Source organism: Saccharothrix deserti, from assembly GCF_009769385.1.
GTDB classification, from domain to species: Bacteria; Actinomycetota; Actinomycetes; order Mycobacteriales; family Pseudonocardiaceae; genus Actinosynnema; species Actinosynnema deserti.
The window spans coordinates 184,540-206,816 of the sequence record NZ_ML775961.1; the positions used below are offsets into that span (position 1 = coordinate 184,540).

General features: G+C 72.6%; 12 protein-coding genes. 8 read left to right on the top strand and 4 right to left on the bottom strand.

Annotated features, from left to right (window positions below; translation table 11 throughout):
- The 4 genes from FM051_RS05640 to FM051_RS05655 are packed head-to-tail and all read right to left on the bottom strand — an operon-like array spanning nucleotide 1 to nucleotide 11,606.
- Nucleotides 1-3,621 carry a beta-ketoacyl synthase N-terminal-like domain-containing protein gene (locus tag FM051_RS05640; RefSeq protein ID WP_158841376.1) on the bottom strand — a complete coding sequence of 1,207 codons (3,621 nt, stop codon included), beginning with the start codon at nucleotides 3,619-3,621 and terminating at the stop codon, nucleotides 1-3.
- Nucleotides 3,618-5,303 (bottom strand): condensation domain-containing protein, encoded by a 1,686-nt coding sequence (locus FM051_RS05645; RefSeq protein WP_158841378.1) that lies wholly within the window; start codon nucleotides 5,301-5,303, stop codon nucleotides 3,618-3,620. The genes FM051_RS05640 and FM051_RS05645 overlap by 4 nt, the downstream gene beginning before the upstream one ends.
- A complete protein-coding gene (locus tag FM051_RS05650; RefSeq protein WP_158841380.1) occupies nucleotides 5,300-10,972 on the bottom strand; it encodes a non-ribosomal peptide synthetase in 5,673 nt (1,890 codons plus the stop codon). Before FM051_RS05650 ends, FM051_RS05645 begins: the two co-directional genes overlap by 4 nt.
- Nucleotides 10,959-11,606, bottom strand: coding sequence for a hypothetical protein (locus FM051_RS05655; protein WP_158841382.1), 648 nt, complete (start codon nucleotides 11,604-11,606; stop codon nucleotides 10,959-10,961). Before FM051_RS05655 ends, FM051_RS05650 begins: the two co-directional genes overlap by 14 nt.
- Before the next feature lie 287 nt (nucleotides 11,607-11,893).
- Between FM051_RS05655 and FM051_RS53025 the strand changes: the two genes are divergently transcribed.
- From FM051_RS53025 to FM051_RS05695, 8 genes are all read left to right on the top strand, one after another.
- Entirely contained in the window at nucleotides 11,894-12,247 is a 354-nt protein-coding gene (locus FM051_RS53025; protein ID WP_158841384.1) for a ClpX C4-type zinc finger protein, read from the top strand.
- A gap of 24 nt (nucleotides 12,248-12,271) precedes the next feature.
- On the top strand, nucleotides 12,272-13,516 hold the full coding sequence (locus tag FM051_RS05665) for an MFS transporter (protein ID WP_158841386.1): 1,245 nt from the start codon (nucleotides 12,272-12,274) through the stop codon (nucleotides 13,514-13,516).
- A 130-nt stretch (nucleotides 13,517-13,646) separates the two neighbouring features.
- Nucleotides 13,647-16,781, top strand: coding sequence for a non-ribosomal peptide synthetase (locus FM051_RS05670; RefSeq protein WP_158841388.1), 3,135 nt, complete (start codon nucleotides 13,647-13,649; stop codon nucleotides 16,779-16,781).
- Nucleotides 16,778-17,035 carry a phosphopantetheine-binding protein gene (locus tag FM051_RS05675; protein ID WP_158841390.1) on the top strand — a complete coding sequence of 86 codons (258 nt, stop codon included), beginning with the start codon at nucleotides 16,778-16,780 and terminating at the stop codon, nucleotides 17,033-17,035. The genes FM051_RS05670 and FM051_RS05675 overlap by 4 nt, the downstream gene beginning before the upstream one ends.
- Nucleotides 17,032-18,204 (top strand): acyl-CoA dehydrogenase family protein, encoded by a 1,173-nt coding sequence (locus FM051_RS05680; protein ID WP_158841392.1) that lies wholly within the window; start codon nucleotides 17,032-17,034, stop codon nucleotides 18,202-18,204. The genes FM051_RS05675 and FM051_RS05680 overlap by 4 nt, the downstream gene beginning before the upstream one ends.
- Nucleotide 18,205: 1 nt before the next feature.
- Complete coding sequence (locus FM051_RS05685) at nucleotides 18,206-19,768, top strand: amino acid adenylation domain-containing protein (protein ID WP_158841394.1); 1,563 nt, start codon at nucleotides 18,206-18,208, stop codon at nucleotides 19,766-19,768.
- A 14-nt stretch (nucleotides 19,769-19,782) separates the two neighbouring features.
- A complete protein-coding gene (locus tag FM051_RS05690; protein ID WP_158841396.1) occupies nucleotides 19,783-21,006 on the top strand; it encodes a cytochrome P450 in 1,224 nt (407 codons plus the stop codon).
- Entirely contained in the window at nucleotides 21,003-22,271 is a 1,269-nt protein-coding gene (locus FM051_RS05695; RefSeq protein ID WP_158841398.1) for a condensation domain-containing protein, read from the top strand. The genes FM051_RS05690 and FM051_RS05695 overlap by 4 nt, the downstream gene beginning before the upstream one ends.
- Nucleotides 22,272-22,277 lie beyond the last annotated feature (6 nt).

Below are 22,277 nucleotides of genomic sequence, written 5' to 3' on the forward strand. Positions count from 1 at the left end.
TCAGTCCACCGCCAACCGGTCGAGCAGCGCGTCGACCTCCTCGTCGGACAGGTCGTCCACTCGCCGGGACAAGGCGTCCTCGCCGAGGCGCGCCAGCAGCACCTCGACCTGGGCCGGGACCGTTGGCGCCCCGAAGAGGGCGGCCGCGGGCAGCACGACGCCGAACTCCTGCTGCATGAGGTTCATGAGCTGCAAGGCCAACAGGGAGTCCCCGCCCAGGGCGAAGAACGTCTCGTCGTCGCCGACCTCGCGCACGCCGAGCAGCTCGCGCCACAACTCGCGCACCTGGTTCGCTGGCCACCCCGGTCCGCTCGTCGCGCGCGGGGTGGACACCGCCCGCTCGGCCCCGCGCCGGACCCAGCGGGCGATGCGGTCGTCCAGGTCGGTCGTGGACACCACGACCTGTCCGGCCATCGCGGGGGACCAGAGCCGTCCGACCGCCTCGACGCCCTCGTCCGGGGTCATCGCGACCGAGGTCCAGCCGGCGCCGAGCGAGCCCTCCTCGATCGTCTCGTCGATCAGCCAGGCGTCCCACGCCACGGACAGCCACCGAGTGCCGCTGTCGTGGTTGCGAGCCTGCGCGTAGCGGTCCAGGAACGCGTTCGCGCCGGCGTAGGCGCTCAGCCGCAGGCCGCCCAACAGCACCGAGATCGACGACATCAGCAGCACGAAGTCGGGCCGGTCCGGTGAGCAGACCCGGTCCACGACCACCGTGCCCCACGCCTTCGTGGCGAACTGGGGCGTGCAGTCGGCGGGATCGAGTTCGTGCACGTACCGAATCGACGGTCCCTGCGTCGCCCCGGCCGCGTGGATCACCCCGTGGATCCGGCCGAAGCGGGACCGGGCCTGCTCGACGGCGGCGCGGAACGCGGCCTCGTCGCCGACGCTCGCCCGCGCGGTGAACACCTGCCCTCCGCGTTCCTCGACCGCGATCAGCCGTCGGATCGCCCGGGAGGTCTCGTCGTCGGCGTCGTGCGCCGCCAACCAGGCGTCCCACTCCTCGCGCGGCAGGGCCGAGCGGCCGATCAGGACCAGCCTCGCCGACGCCACCTCCGCCAGGTGCTCGGCCAACAGCAGACCGATACGACCCATGCCGCCGGTGATCAGGTAGGTGCCTCCACGCCGTAACACCAGCCCGGGATCGGTCGGCGGCGCGGGCACTCGCGCGACCGCCTGCGTCCACCGGCGCGCGCCGCGCAACGCCACGGCGACCTCGTCGCCGTCGTGCGCGAACTCGGCCAGCAGCCGCGCGGCCATCGCCCGGTCGGGCGGCCCCGACAGGTCGACGACCCGGCACCGCACGTGCGCGAGTTCCTGCGGCAGCACCCGGCAGGGACCGAGCACCTGCGCGTTGCCCGGCCGCGCCTGCTCGGCGCCGGTGACCTCGTACACGCCGGTGGTGACGACGTGCACGCGCACACCGGCGCTGGTGGCCGCCGCGCCGAGCGCACGCCCGAGGCAGAGCAGGCTGTGCGCCCCGCGGCGCTGCGCGTCGGCCAAGTCCGCGCGGTCCAGGCCGGCCGCCGAGTGCTGCGTCCAGGCGTGGACGACCGTGTGGAACGGATGCCCGACCTCGGCGAGCAGCCGCTGGTAGTCCGCCGGCGCGTCGGGGCGGATCCGGAACAGGTCCGGGTCCTCCGCCGCGTAGGACTCCCCGACACCGACGACCGTGACCCGGTGACCGGCGTGGCGCAGTGCCGCGGCGACCTCGTCGTCCGGCTCGGCGAACAGCAGCACGCCGCCCGCACCCGCGTCGGGGACGGGAAGCGGTGCGGTCTCGTGCCACACGGGTGTCCAGAACCACCTGGCCACGTCCTGATCCTTGACGGGCGCGTCCCGACCGGCTTCCGGCCTGCGCACGGGCGTCAGGGGGAACACCTGCGGCTCGAACGGACAGGCGGGCAGCGGCACGCGGCGGCCCGCGTGCACGGCGGTCCAGTCCACGTCCGCGCCGTGCACCCAGGCCGTGGCGAGCAGGTCCTCGGCGGACCGACCAGCCGGGACCTCGACGACCAGGGCGTCCGCGTCGGACGGCCGCGACCACGGCAGGTCGACCGGCGTCCCGCCGGCGACCACGACCACCCGGCGGCCCGGTTCGGCCACGCCCGTGTACGTCGCGTGCTCACCCGCTGCCGACCGGACGACCGCGCGGCGGTGCGCGAACGCCTCCCGGCCGGTCGCCAGGGTGTGGGCCACGTCGGACAGCGGCAGCTCCGGGTGGTCGCGGAGGTGGTCGAGCAACTCGGCGAGCGCGGTGTCGGCGGCCGACTCGGTGCGCCCCGACACGACCAGCACCTCGGCCGACCTGGCAGGTGGGGCCGGCGGTGGCGGCGGTGCCTGCTCCACCACGGCGTGCGCATTGGTGCCGCCGATGCCGAACGAGCTGACCCCGGCGCGGCGGGGCGTCGCGCCGGACGGCCACGGCACGGTCTCGGTGTTGACGTAGAACGGCCCCTGGCTGAAGTCGATCATCGGGTTGGCCTCGGTGAAGTGCAGCGTCGGCGGGATCAGCCCGTGCCGCACGGCCAGCACCGCCTTGATGAAGCCGGCCAGGCCGGATGCCGAGTCCAAGTGGCCGATGTTGGTCTTCACCGATCCGAGCGCGCAGCCGGGGAGACCCGGCGCGCGTCCGCCGAAGACCCGGTGCAGCGCGGTGACCTCGATCGGGTCGCCGACCTGTGTCGCGGTGCCGTGCGCCTCGACCAGACCGATGGTGTCGGCGTGGACCTCGGCCGCGGCCAGGGCCTCGGCGACGACGGCGGCCTGGCCGGAGACACTCGGCGCCGGGTAGCCGACCCGGTCCGCGCCGTCGTTGTTCACCGCCGTGCCGCGGATCAACGCGTAGGAGGTGTCGCCGTCCGCGCGGGCGTCGGAGAACCTCCGCAGCACGACCACGCCCACTCCGCCGCCGCTGACCGCGCCTTCGCCGCGCGCGTCGAAGGCGCGGCAACGGCCGTCGGGGGACAGGATGCCACCGGGTTGGTGGACGTAGCCCCGGTGCTGGATGGAGTCCACCGATACGCCGCCGACCACCGCGAGGTCGCAGTCGCCGACCAGCAGTGCCTGCACGGCCACGTGGAGCGCGACCATCGACGACGAGCACGCGGAGTGCACGCACAGGCTCGGCCCGCGCAACCCCAACTTGTACGCGACCCGCGTGGCCAGGTGGTCGTCCTCGTTGCCGAACATGATCCGCGGGTCGCTGTGCGCTGTCGCGGGGTCCACGAACGCGGGATGGGTGCTCTTGGACGCGCCCACGTAGACGCCGACCCGTTCCGGCACCGCGCCCGGCGCGTACCCCGCGTCGTTCAGCGCCGCGTAGGAGTGCTGGAGGAACAGCCGCTGCTGCGGGTCCATCAGCTCCGCCTCACGCGGGCTGTAGCCGAAGAACGCCGCGTCGAAGTGGTCGTGGTCGGGAACCAGGCCGCGTCGCCGCACGTAGCCGGGTTGAGCCGTCCGGTTCTCGGGCACCCCCGCCGCGCGCAACTGCTCGTCGGTCAGGTCGGCGACGGACTCGACGCCGCCGACGAGGTTCGCCCAGTACTCCGCCGCCGATCGCGCGCCCGGGAAGCGACAGGACAGTCCGACGACCGCGATCGTCTGCGCGGGATGGTCGCTCACCGCTCCTCCCGCCGTCGGATCACCGCGGCCCGCAGGTTCCCGCGTTCCACCGCGGCCGGGGCTTCGGGGGTGTCGCCCGCGAGGTGAGCGGCGAGGCCCCCGGGAGTCGGGTAGGCGTACAGGTCGACCAGTGACGGGTTCAGCCCGAGCGCGGCGCGCATCCGGGACCGCACCTCGACCAGCTTCAGCGAGTTGCCGCCCAGGTCGAAGAAGCTGTCCGCGACCCCGATCCCGGTCGCGCCGAGCACCTCGGTCCAGATCGCGGCGATCGCGGCGGCGAGCTCTCGCGCCGAACCGCTCGCGGGAGGCCCCGGTGGAGGTGGGACCGGTGCCCGCTCGGGCGGCCGGATCCGGGGCGTGAGGCCGAGCACCTCGTGCGGCCGGGTCGTCAACTGCTCGAGGACGTCCTCGCAGTCGTCGGCGAAGCCGGTCACCGTGTCGTGCCGGTAGAGGTCGGTGTCGTACTCGAACAGCAGGCACGCGCCGGTCGGCGACTCGTCGAAGATGACCGTCAGGTCGAACTCGGACGTGCCCAGGTCGACGCCCCGCATGCTGATGCCGCCGACGGGGTCGTTGTTCTGGTGGGTGAACACCACCTGGAAGAACGGCGTCGCGCCGGGGCCGCGGTGCGGGCCCAGGTGCTCGACCACCCGGTCGAACGGGGCGTCCTGGTGGGCGTACGCGTCCAGGCACGTCGACCGCACCCGGCGCAGTACCTCGACCCCGGTCGGCTCACCACCGAGGTCCACCCGCAGCACGACGGTGTTGACGAAGAACCCGATCAGGTCCGCGGTGCCGGGCAGGTCCCGCCCTGCGGCGGCGGTGCCCACCACGACATCGGCCGTGCCCGCGTGCCGGGAGAGGGTGACCGCGAACGCCGCGAACACCACCATGAACAGCGTGACCCGCTGTTCCGCGGCGACGTCGCGCAACCGCGCCAGCAACGCGGGGTCGAGGTCCAGCCGGGTCGAGCGGCCGTGGTGGCGCGGTTGCCGTGGCCGTTCGTGGTCCGGTGGGATCGTGGTGGCGGGCGGTGCGTCCCGCAGGGACTCCGCCCAGAACTCCAAGTCGTCGTCGATGGTCAAATCCTGTTGCCACGCCGCGAAATCCGCGTACTGGACGACCGGGTGGGGCAGCGGGCTGGGCTCGCCACCGGCGAAAGCGGCGTAGAGCGTGGTCAACTCGCGGGCGAACACGCCCATCGACCAGCCGTCCGCGGCGATGTGGTGGATGGTCACCGCCACCGTGTCGGCGCTGCCAGGCACCCGCAGCACCCTGGCACGCAGCAGGGGAGCCGAGCCGAGGTCGAACGGCGCGGAGCACTCGCGCACGGCCGCCGCGGCCACCTCGCTCTCCGCGGCGAGCACAGTCACCGGCACGGTAACCCGGGCGGGCCCCGCGATCCGCAGCACCAGCTCGCCCGCCTCGACGGCGAACCGGCCCCGGAGCACCTCGTGCCTGCGCACGACCTCGGTGAGGCACGCGGCGAGGACGTGCTCGTCCACGGCTCCCGGCCACGCCAACGTGACGGCGACGTGGTGCACCGGGCGGTCCCCGGCCAACTGCACCATGAACCACGTGCGGCGCTGGCCTGCCGACGGTCGCACCAGGTCCGCCGTCGGCTCCGGCGGCGTTCGTTCCTCCTCCGGGAGGCCGGAACGCCGGGAAGCGGGTGTTGTCATCTCGTGCTCCTCCGTTCCGGGAAGGCGATGTCCTCGAGCGACGCCCGGTACGCCGCGACGAGGTCGCGCACGACCGCCGCGTCGAACCGGGTCGTGTCGTGCGTCTCGACGAGGGACAGACCGCCGTCCTCGGGGATCACCATGAGCATCAGCGGCCAGACCCGCTCCTGCCGGGAGTGGACGTGGGTGAACGGCGCGGCTGGGCCGCCGGCCGTGGTCGGGAAGTTCTCGTAGGCGAAGACCGTGGAGTCCGACAGACCACCCGCGGCCGAGGAGCCGGGGTCCAGCGCGTCGCCGTTCTGCGCCTCGACCAGCACCCGCTGTGCTTCACGTGCCCAAGCCCACGGGTCCCGCGGTTCCGGCGCGGTCAGGCGGACCGGCACGATCACGGCGAACGCGCCCACCATCGCCTCGATGCCCGGCACATCCGCCGTTCGGCCGGTCACCGACGCGCCGAACGCGACCTCGGACGTGCCGGTGCGGTCGGCCAGCAGCCGGGCCCACGCGCCGTGCAGCAGCGCCGCGACGGTCACCCCCTCCCGGCGGCTCGACTCGCCCAGTCGACGCGCCGTCGCCTCGTCGAGCACCTCCCGGTGCCAGCCACGAGGACCGGGGAGCAAGGCCCCCGACCTCCCCGGCGACGGCTCCCGACGCGTCCTGCGGGCGAGCTCCTCCCACGCGGCGAGGTCGTCGCCGATGTCGGATGGCCGTTTGCCGTCGTGGTGCTCGGCGACCTCACCGAGCACCAGCCCGTCGCTCCAGCCGTCGAGCAGCAGGTGGTGGTAGCTCCACACCAGCAACCTCAGGTCGGCCAGCACGAGCAGTCGCAACCGCATCAGCGGTGCCGCCGCGAGGTCGTCGGCGAGCTGCTCGTGCTCGTCGAACGCGGCCTCCAACAGCGCGCTCCGGTCGCCGTCGGACAGGTCCGCCCACCGCAGGTCCGGCAGGTGTCGCACGTGCCACGGCGCCCGCGCGGCACGGTGCACGACCTGGACGCCACGGCGGAACCCGCTGCGGAGCACCACGTGCCGGGCCAGGACGGCATCCCACGCCGCACGCAGGCGTTCGGCGTCGACCGCGGGGGACAGCGCGTAAGCGCTGTGCATCACGTGCGCCGTCCGGTCCGCCACCGCCGCCGTCAGCCGCAGGGCCGCTTCCTGGCCGGGAGTCGGCGGCAGGACCGCGTCGACCTCGCGCGCGGCGGGCAGCGTCCCGAGCAGCGCCGGGTCCATGGTGACGAGCGGAAAGTCCGACGGGGTCACGGCGTCGTCGTCCCGGCTCGCGACGAGCACGGACTCGACCTCGCGCAGCAGGGTCGCGGCGAGGCCGGCGATCGTCTCGGGTCGGTGCACCTCACGGCTGTAAACCCAGCTGATCCGGAGCTGTCCCCTCACTTCGGCGGCGGTCACCTCGATCAGGTGCGGCCGGTCGCCCGACGTCGGCCTCCACCCGTCGGGCCGCCGTGCCGGGCGCACGAGTTCCTCGTGCTCGTCGAACCCGTCCCACCGGCCCAGGTAGTTGAACGCCACCTCGGCGGGGGAGGCCGGCGCGTCACGCAGTAGGAGGTGACCGAACCCGTTCCGAGGCACGCCGCGCACGACGTCCTTGACCGCGCGCACGTGCGCCGCCACGCCGGTGTCCCGGCTGGGCAGCAGCACGGGGTACGTGGTGGTGAACCACCCGACCGTGCGTGACAGGTCGACGTCGGGGAACACCTCCTCCCGGCCGTGACCCTCCAGTTCGACCAGGACGTCACCGCCGGACCACGAGGTCAGCGTGGCGGCCAGCGCCGTCAGCAGCACCTCGACCGGTCCGATCCGGAGTCCGCCGCGCAGGTCCACTGCCAGGTGGGTGTCCAGTGTGGTCGCAGCGGCCTCGCTGTTCGCACCGCCGGGGTGGTCGCGCGGCACCCGGGCCGCGGGCGCGTCCACCACGGATTTCCAGTACGCCGACTCGGCCGTTGTTCCGGGAGCCTGGGCGAGCCGGTCCACGCGGCGTGCCCAGTCCAGGAATGACGTGGACTTGGGCGGGAAGACCACAGGCTCGCCGACGTGTCGCGCGGCGCACGCCGAGGCCAGGTCCCGCACCAGGATCCGCAGCGACACCGCGTCGCAGACCAGGTGGTGCACGACGAGGAACAGCCGGGAGTCCCGGCCGTCGCCCTCGACCGTGAGCAGCGCGCGCACGAGCCGACCGATCTCGAGGTCGATCCCCGCTGCGGTGTCGGCCATCAGCCGTCTCCGGGTGGCGTCACGGTCCGGGTCGCCGGACAGGTCCACCACCACCAGCGGCGGGTCCGCGACGGTGGCGGGGAACTCCTGCCGGACGCCGTCCGCGCCGTCGACGAACCGTGTGCGCAGCGCGTCGTGGTGCCGAAGCAGGGCATCCAGGGCGTCCCGCACCACGTCGGGGGACACGGCGACGTCCAACTCGACCGGGATCACGAACGCGCGCCGGTCCACGCCGTCGTGCGCGAAGAACCAGCGCTGGATCGGGGTGAGCGGCGCGGATCCGGTGACCTCGCCCTGATCGGCCGCCGACACCGGTCGGGCGACTCGCGCCACGCCCGCCGGCGTCCGGTGTTCGAACAGCTGCCGCGGTGTGATCCGCAGACCTGCCGCGGCAGCTGCGGCGACCAGGCGGATCGCGGTGATCGAGTCCCCACCGGACCGGAAAAAGTCGTCACGGGCGCCGACCCGGTCGACGCCCAGCACATCGGCCCACACCGCGCACAGCAGTTCCTCTGCCGGGGTGGCGGGTTCCACCACGACGGTCGCGGCCGACACCGGTGGCAACCGCCGCTTGTCGACCTTCCCGTTGTGGTTGAGCGGGAGTTCGGCGATCACCGCCACGACCTCGGCCACCATGTACGCGGGCAGCCGTGCGTGCTGGAACGCCACCAAGTCGTCCGGATCGGGTGACCGGTCACCCGCCGGGGTGACGTAGCCGACGAGGTGACGGCCGCCCCGCGCGTGCTCGCGGTCGACCACGACCGCGTCGCGCACCAGCGGGTGCTCGGCCAGCACCACGGCGGTTTCGGCGGGCTCGACCCGGAACCCGCGGATCTTGACCTGGTCGTCGAGCCTGCCCAGGAACTCCAGCGCCCCGTCGGGCAGCACCCGTGCCCGGTCACCGGTGCGGTAGAGCCGTTCGCCAGGGGTGGCGGAGAACGGGTTCGGGATGAAGCGGTCCGCGGTGAGATCCGGTCGCCCCAGGTAGCCGCGGCCGACGCCCGGCCCGCCGATGTGCACCTCGCCGGCCACACCGGTCGGGGCCGGGTTGAGGTACCGGTCGAGCACGTGCACCTCCGCGTTGGCCAGCGGTGTGCCGATCGGCAGGTTGGCCCGCTGCGCCGCCCGATCCGGCACCGGCATCGGGCCCTGCACGGTCGAGGTCACCGTCGTCTCGGTGAGCCCGTACACGTGGGCCAGCGGAATCCCGGTGCGCTGCCAGGAGATCAGCCGGTCGGGCAGCACGCGTTCCCCGCCGATGACGACCAGCCGCAGGCACGGCGGTGGCACGGTGCCGGTCCGGTCGAGCTCGGCGCTCCACTCGTGCCAGTAGGCGGTCGGCAGCTCGACCACCGTGACATCCCGCGCGCCGAGCACGTCGGTGAACTCCGCACCGGGCGGCGGCGGTCCGTCCGGCAGCAGCACCACGGCGCCGCCGCTGAGCCAGGTGGGCCAGATCTCCTCGGCCGCCACGTCGAAGCTGATCGAGGCGAACTGGAGGAAGCGGTCGCGCGGGCCCAGGGCGAACCGGTCGGCGACCGCCCGGCAGAACCCCGCCAGCGCGCCGTGCTGCACCATCGCGCCCTTCGGGCGGCCGGTGGAGCCGGAGGTGTAGAGCACGTACGCCAGGCTGTCCGGAAGCCACGGCCGGTCCGGGGGATCGGCGCGTCGCGCGTGGCCGATGTCGAGGACCGGCGCGTCCAGCAGCGGCAGCACCTCCGGGCGCCGGGTCACCACCGCCGAGACCGCGGTGTCGGCGAGCACGTACGCCAACCGCTCCACCGGGTAAACGGGGTCCAGCGGCACGTACGCCGCGCCTGACTTGAGCACCGCCAGTATGGCGACCATCAGCTCGATCCCGCGGTCCAGGCACACCGCCACCAGCACGTCGGGGCCTGCGCCGTGCTCGCGCAGCCGCCACGCCAGGTCGTTGGCCCGCTGGTCGAGCTCGGCGTAGGTGACCCGGGTCGTCCCGTCGAAGACCGCGAGCGCGTCCGGGGTCAGTGCCGCCTGCCGTTCGAACGAGTCGGGCACCGACTCGGCGGGCCGCGGGAACGGGCGCGGCTCGGGCCGCTCGCCGAGGGGAATGAGGTGAACCCGCCGATGCGGCTGCGCGACCACGGCGCGCAGGGTCCGGTGGTAGTCGGCCAGCAGCGCGGCGACAGCCCGATCGTCGAACAGGTCGGTGGAGTACTCGACGATGAAGTGCGGTCGCTCGACGGCGTCGTCCAGCGTCACCGCCAGCTCGAAGCCCGCCACCCCGAGGTCCACCCCGACCGGGCGGAACGGGTGATCACCCGCCGGGGCGAGCAGGTTCCCGCTCTGGTGGGTGAAAAATGCCTGGAAGAACGGATTGGCGGTGCTGTCGCGGTCGGGCCGCAGGTGGTCCACGACCTGGTCGAACGGCACCTGCTGGTGGCCGAACGCCGCAGTGCAGGTCGTGCGCACCCTGGTCAGCAGCTCGGTGAAGTCGGGCAGGCCGCCCAGGTTCGTGCGGAGAACGACGGTGTTGACGAGGAACCCGACCACTCCCGCCACTGCCGGGTGGTCGCGCCCCGAGGTGGCGGTGCCGATCGGGATGTCGTCCTCGCCGCTGTGCCGCGCCAGCACCACCGCGAACGCGGCAAGCGCGACCATGAAAAGGGTGGCGTTCTCCTGGGCGGCCAGGGCGCGCAGCCGCGACACCAGTTCCGGTTCGAGGTCCAGCCTCGTGATCCGCCCGCCGCCCGACCGCTTGGCCGGGCCGCCGGGGAACAGGGGAGCGGTCGGCCCGGTGGCGAGCTCCCGCTCCCAGTGGGCCAGGTCTGCGGCGAACCCGCCGGTGGCGAGGCGTTCTCGTTCCCAGACGGCGTAGTCGAGGTACTGCCTGTCCGGCTCGGGCAGGTCGGCGTCCCCCCGGTACAGCGCGGCGAGCTCGCGCGTGAAGAGGCCCACCGACCAGCCGTCGGAGGCGATGTGGTGCATGGTGACCACGACGACGTCCGCACGGCCGTTCTGCCGGAACACCTCCGCGCGCAGCAGCGGGCCCGTGGCGAGGTCGAACTGCGCGCTCGCCGATGCCCGCCACACGGCCGCCGGGTCCTGACCGGGCGGGAGCACGCAGACCGGCACCCGGATCTCCGGTGGGTCCAGCACGCGCTGCACGAGGTCGTCGTCCACCCACTCGAACACGGTGCGCAGCGCCTCGTGCCGGCGCACGACCTCACCAAGGCAGCGGGCCAGGAGGTCCACGTCGAGCGGGAGCGTCCACTCCAGACCGAGTGGGATGTGGTAGGCGGGGCTCGTCGGATCCGCCTGGTGCGCCAGCCAGATGCGGCGTTGTCCGGCGGAGGCGGGGCCCTCCCGCAGTCGTCGACGTCGGATGGGTGTGTGGTCGTCCGGACGGTTCGCCTTGGCGGCCAACAGCTTCCGCAGAAGCTCCCTCTTATCGTCCGACATGCTCAACCAGCAGCGCGGTCACCGCGTCGGCGCCGATCAGATCGTCCGCCGAGCAGTCGAGCGGAACGACACGCGCCTGCGGCACCCTGGGCCAAGTGCCCCCGAAGGGAGTCTCGTTCGACGTCACGATGATGGTTTCCCCTTGCCAGGCAGGAAAATCAGAGTTGTGCGCGGCGATGAGGTGGACGAGCCAGTCCACCGACACGGTCACCACCTCCGCCACCATCGGCGCCACCACGTCCGCGTGCCGCGGGTCGCCCAGCAGCTTGGCGGATGCCAGTTCCGTCAGCTCTGCGGTGATGTCGGCGACGACCTCGTCGGGACACGAGCGCAGCCGGTCGGCGGTGAACTCGACCCGACCGGGCCGGTCCCCGGCGCGGTAGCGTTCGATCGTGGCGCGGTAGGCATCGGCCACGTGCTCGACCGTGCACGGTGCTCCGTCCAGGGCAAGGAAAACCGGTGGCCTGCCGTCACGTTCGGCGAACAGCCGGACGACTTCGAGACCGATCGGCGCCGCCATGCACAGCGCCATGACGACCTGGACGGGTCGGGTGTCGGTGAAGCCGGACACCAGCTCCGCGGCGTAGGAGGCAGCGTCGGTGCGCCTCGGCGGCGGGTCCTTCAGCAGTGCCATGACATCCACTCCCCGGCCGAACGGGAGCTCGTCGATCCGCTGCTGGTTCTCGACTCCGGGGTATTGCACGGTGACTGCGACGGGCGTGCTCAAAAGATCTTCACCCCCCAGGACTGCGGCGCGGCGTCGGCACTGGCGTGCGCCGGTGCCGGCGTGCCGGGCACAACCGAGCGTAGGGACCGCGACGCCCCGGATCATCCTGGAGGCAGCGAGGTTGTCAGTCTCCGGCCATCGCGCTATTGTCCCACTTGTCAGTTACCGCCTGACAAGATCGTGGAGGGCGCGACGTGTCCGAAAGGGCTTTCCCTCCGGGATGTTCGTTCTGCGGCAAGGCCGCCAAGGCGGTACGCAAGATCATCGCTGGTCCCGGCATCTACATCTGTGACGAATGCGTGACCAAGTGCGCCGAGATCCTCGCCGCCGACCAGGGCGCCGGCGACGCGAACGTCCCGGAGTGGTCGGTCATGTCCGACGAAGAGCTGTTGGGCCACCTGCCCCGCATCGCGGCGACCGCCGCCCAGATCGAGGTCGGCCTGCGGGAACGCGTAGCCGAACTGCGCGAGCGCGGCGTGACCTGGGCGCGGATCGGTGACGCGTTGGGAATGACTCGGCAGTCGGCTTGGGAGCGGTTCTCCGGGTGACGACGTGGTGAAGGAGATGTGGTCGTGACGACTGCCGAGGTGACCTCGGTCTGGCGTAACCGGAACTTCCGACTGGTCTGGTCCGGACAGACGTTGTCCGAGTTCGGCAATGGCGTGTCCCAGCTCGCCTACCCGTTGCTCATGCTCGCGATCACCGGTTCGCCCACGGCCGCCGGCGCGCTCGCGGCCGTGCGCGCGTTGCCCTACCTGCTGTTCGGGTTGATCGCGGGCGCGCTGGTGGACCGGTGGAACCGCAAGCGGACGATGATCGTCTGCGACCTGCTGCGGGCGGTCAACATGGCGACGATCCCGGCGGCCCTGGTGGTCGGTGTGCTCACGCCCGCGCACGTGTTCGTGGCCGGCTTCGCAGGTGGCGTGCTGTACGTGTTCTTCAGCGCCGCCGAAGGCGCGTGCCTGCCGAACATCGTGCGCAAGGAGCAGTTGACGGCCGCGGTGTCCGCTCAGGAGACCGCTCAGTCAGCCTGCGGCGTGATCGCCGGTCCGGTCGGCGGTGCGCTGCTCCAGCTCTCCCGCGGCCTGCCGTTCCTGGTCGACGCGCTGTCCTTCCTCGCCTCGGCTCTGTGCCTGTCGTTCGTGCGCGGCGACTTCCGCAGCGAGGAGACCGAACCCGCGCAGCGGGGCTCGCTGCGCGCCGAGGTCTCCGAGGGCGTGCGCTGGCTGTGGAACCACACCGCGCTCAGGCTGATCGCGATCACCGCGGCGGGGCTTCAGGTCGCGATCTCCGGCGTCGCGCTGGTGGCGATCGTCGTGGCGCGGGACTCGGGCGCGTCCTCCGCGGCGATCGGGGTGCTGTTCTCCGCGTTGGGTGTCGGCGGTGTCATCGGCGCTCTGTTGGCCCCGCGGCTCAAGAAGCGGCTCGGGCTCGGTGGTCTGCTGCTGTCGGTGCTCTGGTTGCAGGCCGCGCTGTGGGTGCTGATGGCGTTCTCGACCTCCCTGGTGATGATCGCGGTCGTGTTGGGGCTGTTCACGGTCTCCATGCCGTGCTTCGGCATCGCGGCGCTCAGCTTCCAGCTCGAGGTCACACCCGATGCGCTGCGCGGCCGGGTCGGCACCGCGTTCAGCCTGCTGATCTGGACGGCGACGCCGGTCGGCGCGGCCGCGGCGGGCGTGCTGCTGGACGTCGCCCTCCCGCGCACCGCGTCCTTGATCTTCGCGGCGTGGGTCGTGGCGCTCTCGGCGGTGGCGACCTGGAGCGGTGGCCTGCGCGGGCTCGACAAGTCCGATGTGGACGAAGAGGCCGTCGGATGACCCGACCCTGAACACTGTGTGTTGTGCGCCGTCGCGGCCCGTCGGTATACAGGTGACCGGTCGGCTGCGGCGGTGCCGCGGCCCGGGCTGTGACTTCGGTGTACAAGCACAGTTTGGGGGCTTCGTGTTCGTGCTGTCACCACAGCAAGAGCTCGTCTGGCTGCATCACCGGTTGGCGCCGGGCAGCTCCGCGTACAACTTCCTGGCGGTCACCGACTTCGTGGGCCCGTTGGACGTGGAGGCGCTCCGACGGGCCATCTCCCTGGTCGTCCGGCACCACCCCGCCATGCGCCTGGCGGTGGTGGACCCGGAGTCGGACCAGCCGCTCCAGCGACTGGTCGACCTACCCGACGTGCCCATCGCCTCGGTCGATCTGGCAGGGGCCGCCGATGCGGAGGCGGAGTTCGGTCGCCTGGTGGCGACGTTCACCGACGAATCGTTCGACCTCACCCGCGCACCGTTGGCGAAGTGGTGTGTGGTGCGGTTCTCCGCCGACCACCACCGACTGCTGCACGCCGAGGATCACCTGATCCACGACGGGCGCTCGTTCGCGGTGTTCCTCGCCGACATGTTCACCGCCTACCGGGAGCTGAGCGAGGGACGGGAGCCCGTGCTCGCTCCTGCTGTGACCTATGTGGAATACCTCGACCACTGCAAGTCACCGGCGTTCCGGGCCGGGGTGGAGGACCGGCTGGAGTGGTGGCGCACGAGCCTGGCGGGCGCGGACCTGGGCACGTTCGGCTTCCGCGGCCTCGGCCGGAGGGTGGGCACCCGGCGCGGGTTCGGCGGTGGTCAGGTGCGCCGCGAACTGCCCGCCGACCTGTGCGCGGATATCGACGCGTTGGCCCGCTCGGTCAGCAGCACGCCGTTCTCGCTGCTGTTCGGACTGTTCAGCGAACTCGTGCGCCGCCACGACGGGGCCGCTGAGGTCACCGTGGGCACCGCGGCGGCCAACCGGCCGAGCCGATTCGAGCGCACGGTGGGGATGCTGGTCAACAGCCTGCCGGTGCGACAGCGCTTCGAGCCCGGCTGGACGGCGCGACAGCTGGCCTCCGCGACCACGGACCGCCTGTTCGACGCGCTGGACCACGGTGACGCGCCGATGCAGGACATCGTGCGGGTTTGCGGACGCAGCTCCGGAACGCTGGACAACCCCTTGTTCCGCACGATGTTCAGCATGCACGACGCGCTGCTGCCCGACATCGAGCTGCCGGGGTTGGAGGTCTCCTTCGTCGAAGGGATCAACCTCTCCACGTCGCGCACGGCCGACATCGACGTCGTCATCCTGCCGGGCACCAGGGCGCTGGGCGCGGAAGGCGGGACGATCACCTGTGTCTGGGACTACTCCACGGAATTCTTCGACAAGGCGACCGTGAGCTTCCTGGCCGACCGGTTCCAGCGGCTGCTGGAAGCAGCGGTCGCCTCGCCGGACTCCCCGGTGGCGCAACTCGGTCTGATCGGCCCGCACGACCCGTCCGCGGTGCTCACCGGCGCCGACCGGCAGGTGCCGAGCCGGGCCGAGGTGCTCGACCACGTTCGCGCCCACCGCGGTCCGGCGCTGGTCAACGGAACGCAGGAGCTGTCGTACCCGGAACTCGTCGGGCGCGCGGACACCCTGGCCGCCCGCCTCGCCCGCGCGGGCGTCGAGGAGGGCGAGATCGTCGCGGCGGTGCTGCCGCGCGGTGTCGCCGCGGTCGAGCTCCTGCTCGCCTGCCTCGTGGGCGGGTACGTGTTCGCACCGCTGCCGGTCGGGTGGACCGACAGTGCGGTGGCCGATGCCGTCGGGCGGCTCGACGCTGCGGTCGTGTTCACCGAACCCGGACGGCTGCGTGCCCTGCGCGCGGCCGGCGTGCCCGCGACGGTACTCGGCGACACGTCGCCGCGGCGGTCTACGACGGCGATCCGCCGTCACCCGGACGCCGCGTACCTCGTGCACACCTCGGGCTCCACCGGGCGGCCCAAGCGGGTGGTGGTGCCGTTCGCGGCGCTGGGCAACGCGATGGCCGGTGTGGCGGACTACCTGGGCATCGGGCCCGATGACCGGGTGTTGCAGTTCGCCCAGCCCGCGTTCGACGTGTTCTTCGAAGAGGTGGTGCCGAGCCTGGTCACCGGTGCCTGCCTGGTGCAACCCGGCACGGTGGTGCCCAGCGGGGAGGACCTCGCCGCGCTGATCGCCTACCGCGCGGTCACCGTGGTCAACCTGCCCACGAGCTACCTGTTCGCAGTGCTGGAGGAGCTGGGCGAGTGCCTGGCCGGGAGGTCACACCCGCTGCGCGTCGTCGTGGTCGGCGGTGAGCGGTTGCCGGCTGCCGGCGCGCGGGACATCGCCCGCACCCTGCCCGGTGCGGTCCTGGTGAACGCCTACGGCGTCACCGAGTCGACCATCACCTCGACCATGACGCGGTTCACCGGAGATGTCGCGGAGCACGAGGTCCCGCTGGGCGGCCCATTACCCAATGTGGTGCTGGTGGTCCTCGGTGAGGACGGAACGCCGCTGCCGGTGGGCATGGCGGGCGAGATCGCCATCGGCGGCCCGGGGTCGATCGCTTCCTATCTGGACGAACCGGACCGCGACTCGTACGCGGACGGGCTACCCGGCCACGCAGGTCGGTTCTACCGCACCGGGGACATCGGCGTGATAGGCCTCGACGGCAACCTCCGCTTCATCGGCCGCACTGACCGCCAGCTCAAGTTGCGCGGCTACCGGGTCGAGCCCGAGGAGATCGAGACCGCCGCCCGGCCGTTGGCCGACCACCGGGAGGTCGCGGTGGTCCCACACGTCGTGGACGGTGTGGTGGAAGGGCTGGTGGGCTACGTGGAAACGGCCGATCAGTCCGTCGCGGACCGGCTGAACTCCGGCCTGCGCACCGTGCTGCCCAGGTACCTGGTCGTCGAGCGGTGGGTCGCCGCGCCCGCGCTGCCCCGCCTGCCCAACGGCAAGGTCGACCTGGCCGAGCTGCGGACCTGGCCGCTGCCCGAACCGCGTCCGGCTCCGGCGGGGAGCGACGAGACCGGCCTGCTGGGCGTCGTGCTGGGCGGGTTCAGGTCCGTGCTGAAGCGGGATGTGGACGCCGACGCCGACTTCTTCGCGAGCGGCGGGCACTCGCTGCTGGTGGCGTCGCTGATCGCCTGGCTGCGTCGCGAGACCGGGGTGCGGCTGCTCATGGGCGACGTCTTCGAGGCGCCTACCGCCCGTGCCGTCACAGAACGTCTGCGCGACGACCCAGATCTCATCCTGTCCACTGCCGGGGAGCGAGTGTCATGAACACCGAGCCAGCCGAGTCCGAGCACTGGTCCACCATCCGAGAGGTCTGGGTCGCGCATCTGGGAGCCGCCACCGCCCGGTCGGACGTCGACTTCTTCGAGGCTGGCGGCAATTCGCTGCTCGCCGCGTCGATGATGGGCAGGCTGAGCGAGCAGTTCGACCGCCCGCTGCCCATGCGACTGCTGGCCCGCAACCCGACGCTGGCCGGCCTTTCCGAGGCCGTCGAGGCCGCGCTGACCGAAGGCGATTCGTGAGCGTCAGCCCGGTCGACCGCTATACCGTCGAGCACGCCCCGGTCCTGGAGTCCTTCCGGGCGTTCGTGCGTCGGGAGCTCGTGCCGTTGGCCCGCCAGAGCGGTGTGGTGGTGGGCGAGCCGGTCGGCTTCGACCTCCGCGAGTTCGTCCGCAGGCGCTCGGCCGAGGTCGGGTTCTACGCGGGCGACTACCCGGTGGAGGTGGGCGGGCAGTCCATGCCCTTCGCGGCGAAGGTGCTGCTGCACGAGTACGCCGAGAGCTGCGGGTGCCCGCTCGCCCCGTACGCGCTGTGCGGTCCGGCCGGACCGAGCGCGCTGCTCCTGCGCGCCACCGCGGAGCAGCGGGAGCGCTTCCTGCGCCCGCTGGTCGCGGGTGAGCTGACCCGGTGCCTGGCGCTGACCGAACCCGGCGGTGGGTCCGACCTCGCCGACCTGGAGACCGCGGCCGTGCCCGACGGCGGAGGCTGGCGGGTGCGTGGCCGCAAGTGCTTCGTCACGAACGCCCACGAGGCGGACCTGGTGCTCGTGATCGCCGCGCTGCCCGCCGACGACGGCACGAAGATCGCCGTGGTGTTCGCCGTGCCCGCCGGCACGCCTGGCCTGGTGGTGGAGAGCACCCGGCGCGGCCTCGGTGACGACCTGCTGTGCGAGGTGCTGCTCGACGACGTGCCGGTGGGGGAGGAGCACCTCCTCGGCGGGCGTGCGGCGATCGGCGCGCACCCCGGCTGGATCACCCGGTCGCTGGCCAGGGGGCGGCTGGTGATCGCGGCGAACTCCAACGGCGTGGCCGCGCGCGCCCTGGCGCTGGGTGTGGAGTTCGCCCGCGTCAAAGAGTCGTTCGGCGCACCGATCGGCAGCCGCCAGCACGTGCAGGAGCACGTGGTGGCGAGCCGGGTCGAGCTGGAGAGCGCCCGACTGCTGACCTTCGCCGCCGCCCAGGAGGTCGACGACGGCCACGACGCCGTCGTGCAGTCCTCACTGGCCAAGCTGGCGGCCGGCGAGGGCGCGTTCCGCACGGTCGACCGGATGTTCCAGGTCCACGGAGCCGCAGCGTGGCTGCGAGGTCACCCGATGGAGTACCTGTACCGCCACGTCCGGGCGAATCGCCTGGTGGAGGGCACGTCGGAAGCCCAGAAGCTGATCCTCGCCGCCGCCGAAGGGATGGAGTGACATGCGGTCCGCGGTGCACCCGCACGGAGTGCGGACGGACAGCCCGATCACCAGCACGGTGCCGAGGCTGATCGCCCAGGTCGCCTTGGCCCGGCCCGACGCCGTCGCGCTGAGCTTCCCGGAGGAGGTCGTCACCTACCGCGAGCTGTGCCTGCGCGCGGGTCGGCTGGCCGAGCGCCTCGCAGAGCTGGGCGTGAGCCGCGGCGACGTCGTGGGCGTGCTCGACCACCAGTCCGCCCGCCAGGTCGTGACGCTCCTGGCCGTGCTCCAGGCGGGCGCGGCGTACCTGCCCCTGGACCCGGCCACGCCGCCCGCGCGCCAGCGCGTGATCGTCGACCAGGCCGGGGCGGTACTGGTGCTCACCGCCGGGGACCTGGCGGCCGACCCGGGCTGGGTCGACCTCGACGAGCTGACCGCGCGAGCGCTGCGGGCACCGGGGTGCGCGGAGGCCACCTGGCGGTACCCGGAGGGCAACGGCGAGGACCTCGCCTACGTCATGTACACGTCCGGCTCGACCGGGCGGCCCAAGGGGGTCATGGCGCCCCACCGCGCGATCATCCACCTGGTGGTCGACACGGACTACCTGCGCCTCGGGTCGGACGATGTGGTCGCGTTCGCGTCCAACATCGCCTTCGACGCGGTCACCTTCGAGATCTGGGGTCCGCTGCTCAACGGGGCGGTCGTGCAGGGCCTGGACCGCGACTCGCTGCTTTCCACCTACTCCTTGGGCAACAGCCTGGCCGAACACCGCGTCACCGCCATGTTCATGACGACGGCGCTGTTCCACCTGCACGCCCGCCTCGCTCCCGCGGGCTTCGCGACGCTGCGCCGGCTGATGGTGGGCGGTGAGGTGATGAACCCGGAGGCGGCGCTGGCGGTGCTCGCCGCGGGGCCGCCCCGGTGGCTGGTCAACATCTACGGCCCGACCGAGGCGACCACGTTCAGCACGGCTCACCGGATCCGCTCCCTTCCCCGGGACGCGACGAGCGTCCCGATCGGCCGGCCCATCGCCAACGCGTCGACGTGGGTGTTGGACGAGGACCTGCGGCCGGTGCCACCGAGGGTGACGGGTGAACTGTTCATCGGCGGACCGGGTCTCGCGCACGGCTACCGCGGCCAGCCCGACCTGACCGCGGCGAAGTTCGTGCCCGACCCGAACGGCACGGACACCCGGCTCTACCGCACCGGCGACTACGTGCGCTGGACTGACGACCACCTGCTCGACTTCGTGGGCAGGCGGGACGAGCAGATCAAGGTCCGGGGCTTCCGGATCGAGACACCCGAAGTCGAGGCCGCCCTCGCCGCGCTGCCCGCCGTGCGCGAGGCCGTCGTCGCGGTGCACGGCCGGGGCGAGGCGCGCAGCCTGGTCGCGTTCGTCGTGCCCAGCAGCCCGGGTGCCGCCGCGGGCGCCGCCCGTGACCTCGCGGTGGTCCTGCCACCGCAGATGATCCCGGCCCCGATCGTGGAAGTGCCGCGGTTCCCGTTGACCGCCAACGGCAAGGTCGACCGGGCCGCCCTGTTGTCCGCAGTGGACGAGATCCGCCCCGACGCAGTCGCGCGCTGAGAACGGAGCCGGCCATGCGCATGTCCCCGCTGGACTCGGACGTCCCCGACGCCATCGACCTCGACGAGCCCGCCCGATACGCGGGCGTCGGGCAGCACGCCGCGTGGCGGTGGCTGCGAGACCATGCGCCGCTGTGGCTCCAGAGCACGCGTTCGGGCCACGAGTTCTGGTCCGTCACGCGGTATGACGACGTGGTCCGGGTGCTCAAGGAGATCGACGTGTTCAGCTCCGAGTGGGGCACGATCCTGGCCGTGGCGGGTGGTGACCTCGGTGGTGGTACGGCGATCAACATGGTGGACCCGCCACTGCACGCCGACCTGCGCGGTCCCACCGCTCGCGTGATGTCGATGTCGGTGATGCGGGCCAGGGCGGCACGGATCCGGGACGACGTCCGGTCGATGCTGGAGCCGGTGCCGGACGGCGAGCCGGTCGACCTGGCCGACGTGCTGCTGGAACTGCCGATGGTGGCGCTGGGCGGCATCCTGGGCGTGCCGCGGTCCCGGTGGCGCGACGTCGGCCTCGCGGCCATGCGCGGCGTCGCGCCGGACGACCCCGCCTACACCCTCGGTGACGCGCGGCGGACGCTCACCGACGCGCACTCGGAGATATTCGACCTGTTCGGTGAGCTGGTCGCGCGCCGCCGCGCCGAGCCGACCGGCGACCTGGTGTCCGCGTTGTGCGGGCTGACCTTCGATGGCCGCCCGCTCGACGACCAGGAGGTCGTCCTGAACTGCTACAGCTTCCTGATGGGTGCCGCGACCACGACCCCGCACGTGGCAGCCCACTTCATCGCGGTGATGGCCGAGGAGCCCGCACTGTGGCACACCCTGCGCGCCCGGCCGGACCTGCGGGCCGCCGCGGTCGAGGAGGCCGCCCGGTGGACCAGCCCGACCAACCACCTGCTGCGCCGGGTCACCCGACCCGTCGAGCTGCGCGGTCGCGTGTTCGAGCCGGGCGAGCTGGTCTGCGCGTGGGTGGCCTCGGCGAACCGGGACGAGCGCGTGTTCACCGACCCCTACCGGTTTCGCCTCGACCGTGCGCCCAACCCCCACATCGCGTTCAGCGTCGGGCCGCACTACTGCATCGGCGCGCCCGCCGCGCGTGCGGCGTTGGGCGCGCTGGTGAACGAGCTGGCCGAGCGCGTCGTGTCGTTCGAGCCGGTGGGCGACGCGGTCCACGTGCGCTCCAACTTCATCAACGGTGTCTCCCGGCTGCCGATGCGGCTTGTGACACGGTGAGCGAGCCGAGCCTGTCCAGGCGGTACCGCGACCGCTTCACCGCCCTGACCGGCGGGGAACGCGCCTCGGCCGAAGGTCTGCTGCCGGCCACGAGTGCGCAACGCCGGTTCGTGCTCGGCGCGGAGAGCACCGGGCGGCGGATACTCGTGCCCTACGCGTTCACCCTGCCCGCGGGCGCGCTGACCGTGGCCGGGCTTGCCGACCGGCTGGCCGCGCTGGTGTCCCGCCACGCGGCCCTGCGGTGCCGGGTCGACTACGACGACACGGGCCTGGTCGTGCAACGAGAGCTGACCGACCCGACACCGCCCACGACCGTGGTCGCGGTCGCGGGTGCCCGGGAGGAGGCGGAGGCCGTCCGCCGGGTGCTCGCCGAGGCGCGCACGGCACCGGACGCCACGCCGATGCGGGTGGCGCTGTTGCGGGGCGCCGAGCAGGACCGGCTGGTGCTGGTGTTCGAGCACTCGGTGATGGACGAGATGTCGTTGCGGCTGGTCGCCGCGGACCTGTTCGCAGCGGAGCCCGCACCCCGGCCGCCCACCGACACGTGGCGGGAGTACCGCGACGCGGTGTGGCAGTGGCTGGACTCGGAGGTCGAAGCGGCCACCGAGGACGCGGTCGGGTACTGGGTGGACCGACTCGCGCCGGTCGCCGGCGTCACCTCATCCGGCCCTGCCACACCGGATCCGGTCACCGCGGCTGTGGTGGACCCGGCTCCGGTGGAGCTACCCGGTCCGCGGGTCCGCGCCACCCTGTTCCCGCGCCTGCTCGCGGCGGCGCACCAGACGCTGCAAGCCGTCGAAGGCGGTGCCAGCTCGGTCATCTACCCCTGGGGCATGCGACCACCCGAACTCGTCGGGGTTGTCGGTTGCTTCATGAACACCGTGTTCAGCGGGGAAATGGGCGCGGCGTGGCGGTGGCAGGACTTCAGCCGGGCGTGCTGGCTTGACTTCGAGCACGCTCACGTCCCGTTCGACGACGTGGTACTGGCGGTGAACCGCCGGACCCGCACCGGGTGGTCGGGCGAGGCCCGCTGCCTGCTGGGCCTCGAAGACCTCACCACGCGGCCGGCGTTCGGCCCGACCGACCTGGTCGTCGACGAGTGGCTGCCGACCTGGCTCGTGCCGAAGTCGCCGGTCAACGCGACGGCCCGGTTCGACGGGGCGGAACTGGTCCTGCGGGTGGTGGCGGACCCTGTCGCGTTCCCCTCGGCCGGGCTTTTCGCCGAGGTGTGGCGTGAGCGTGTGTCCCGACAACTGGCGCGCTGAGCGGCG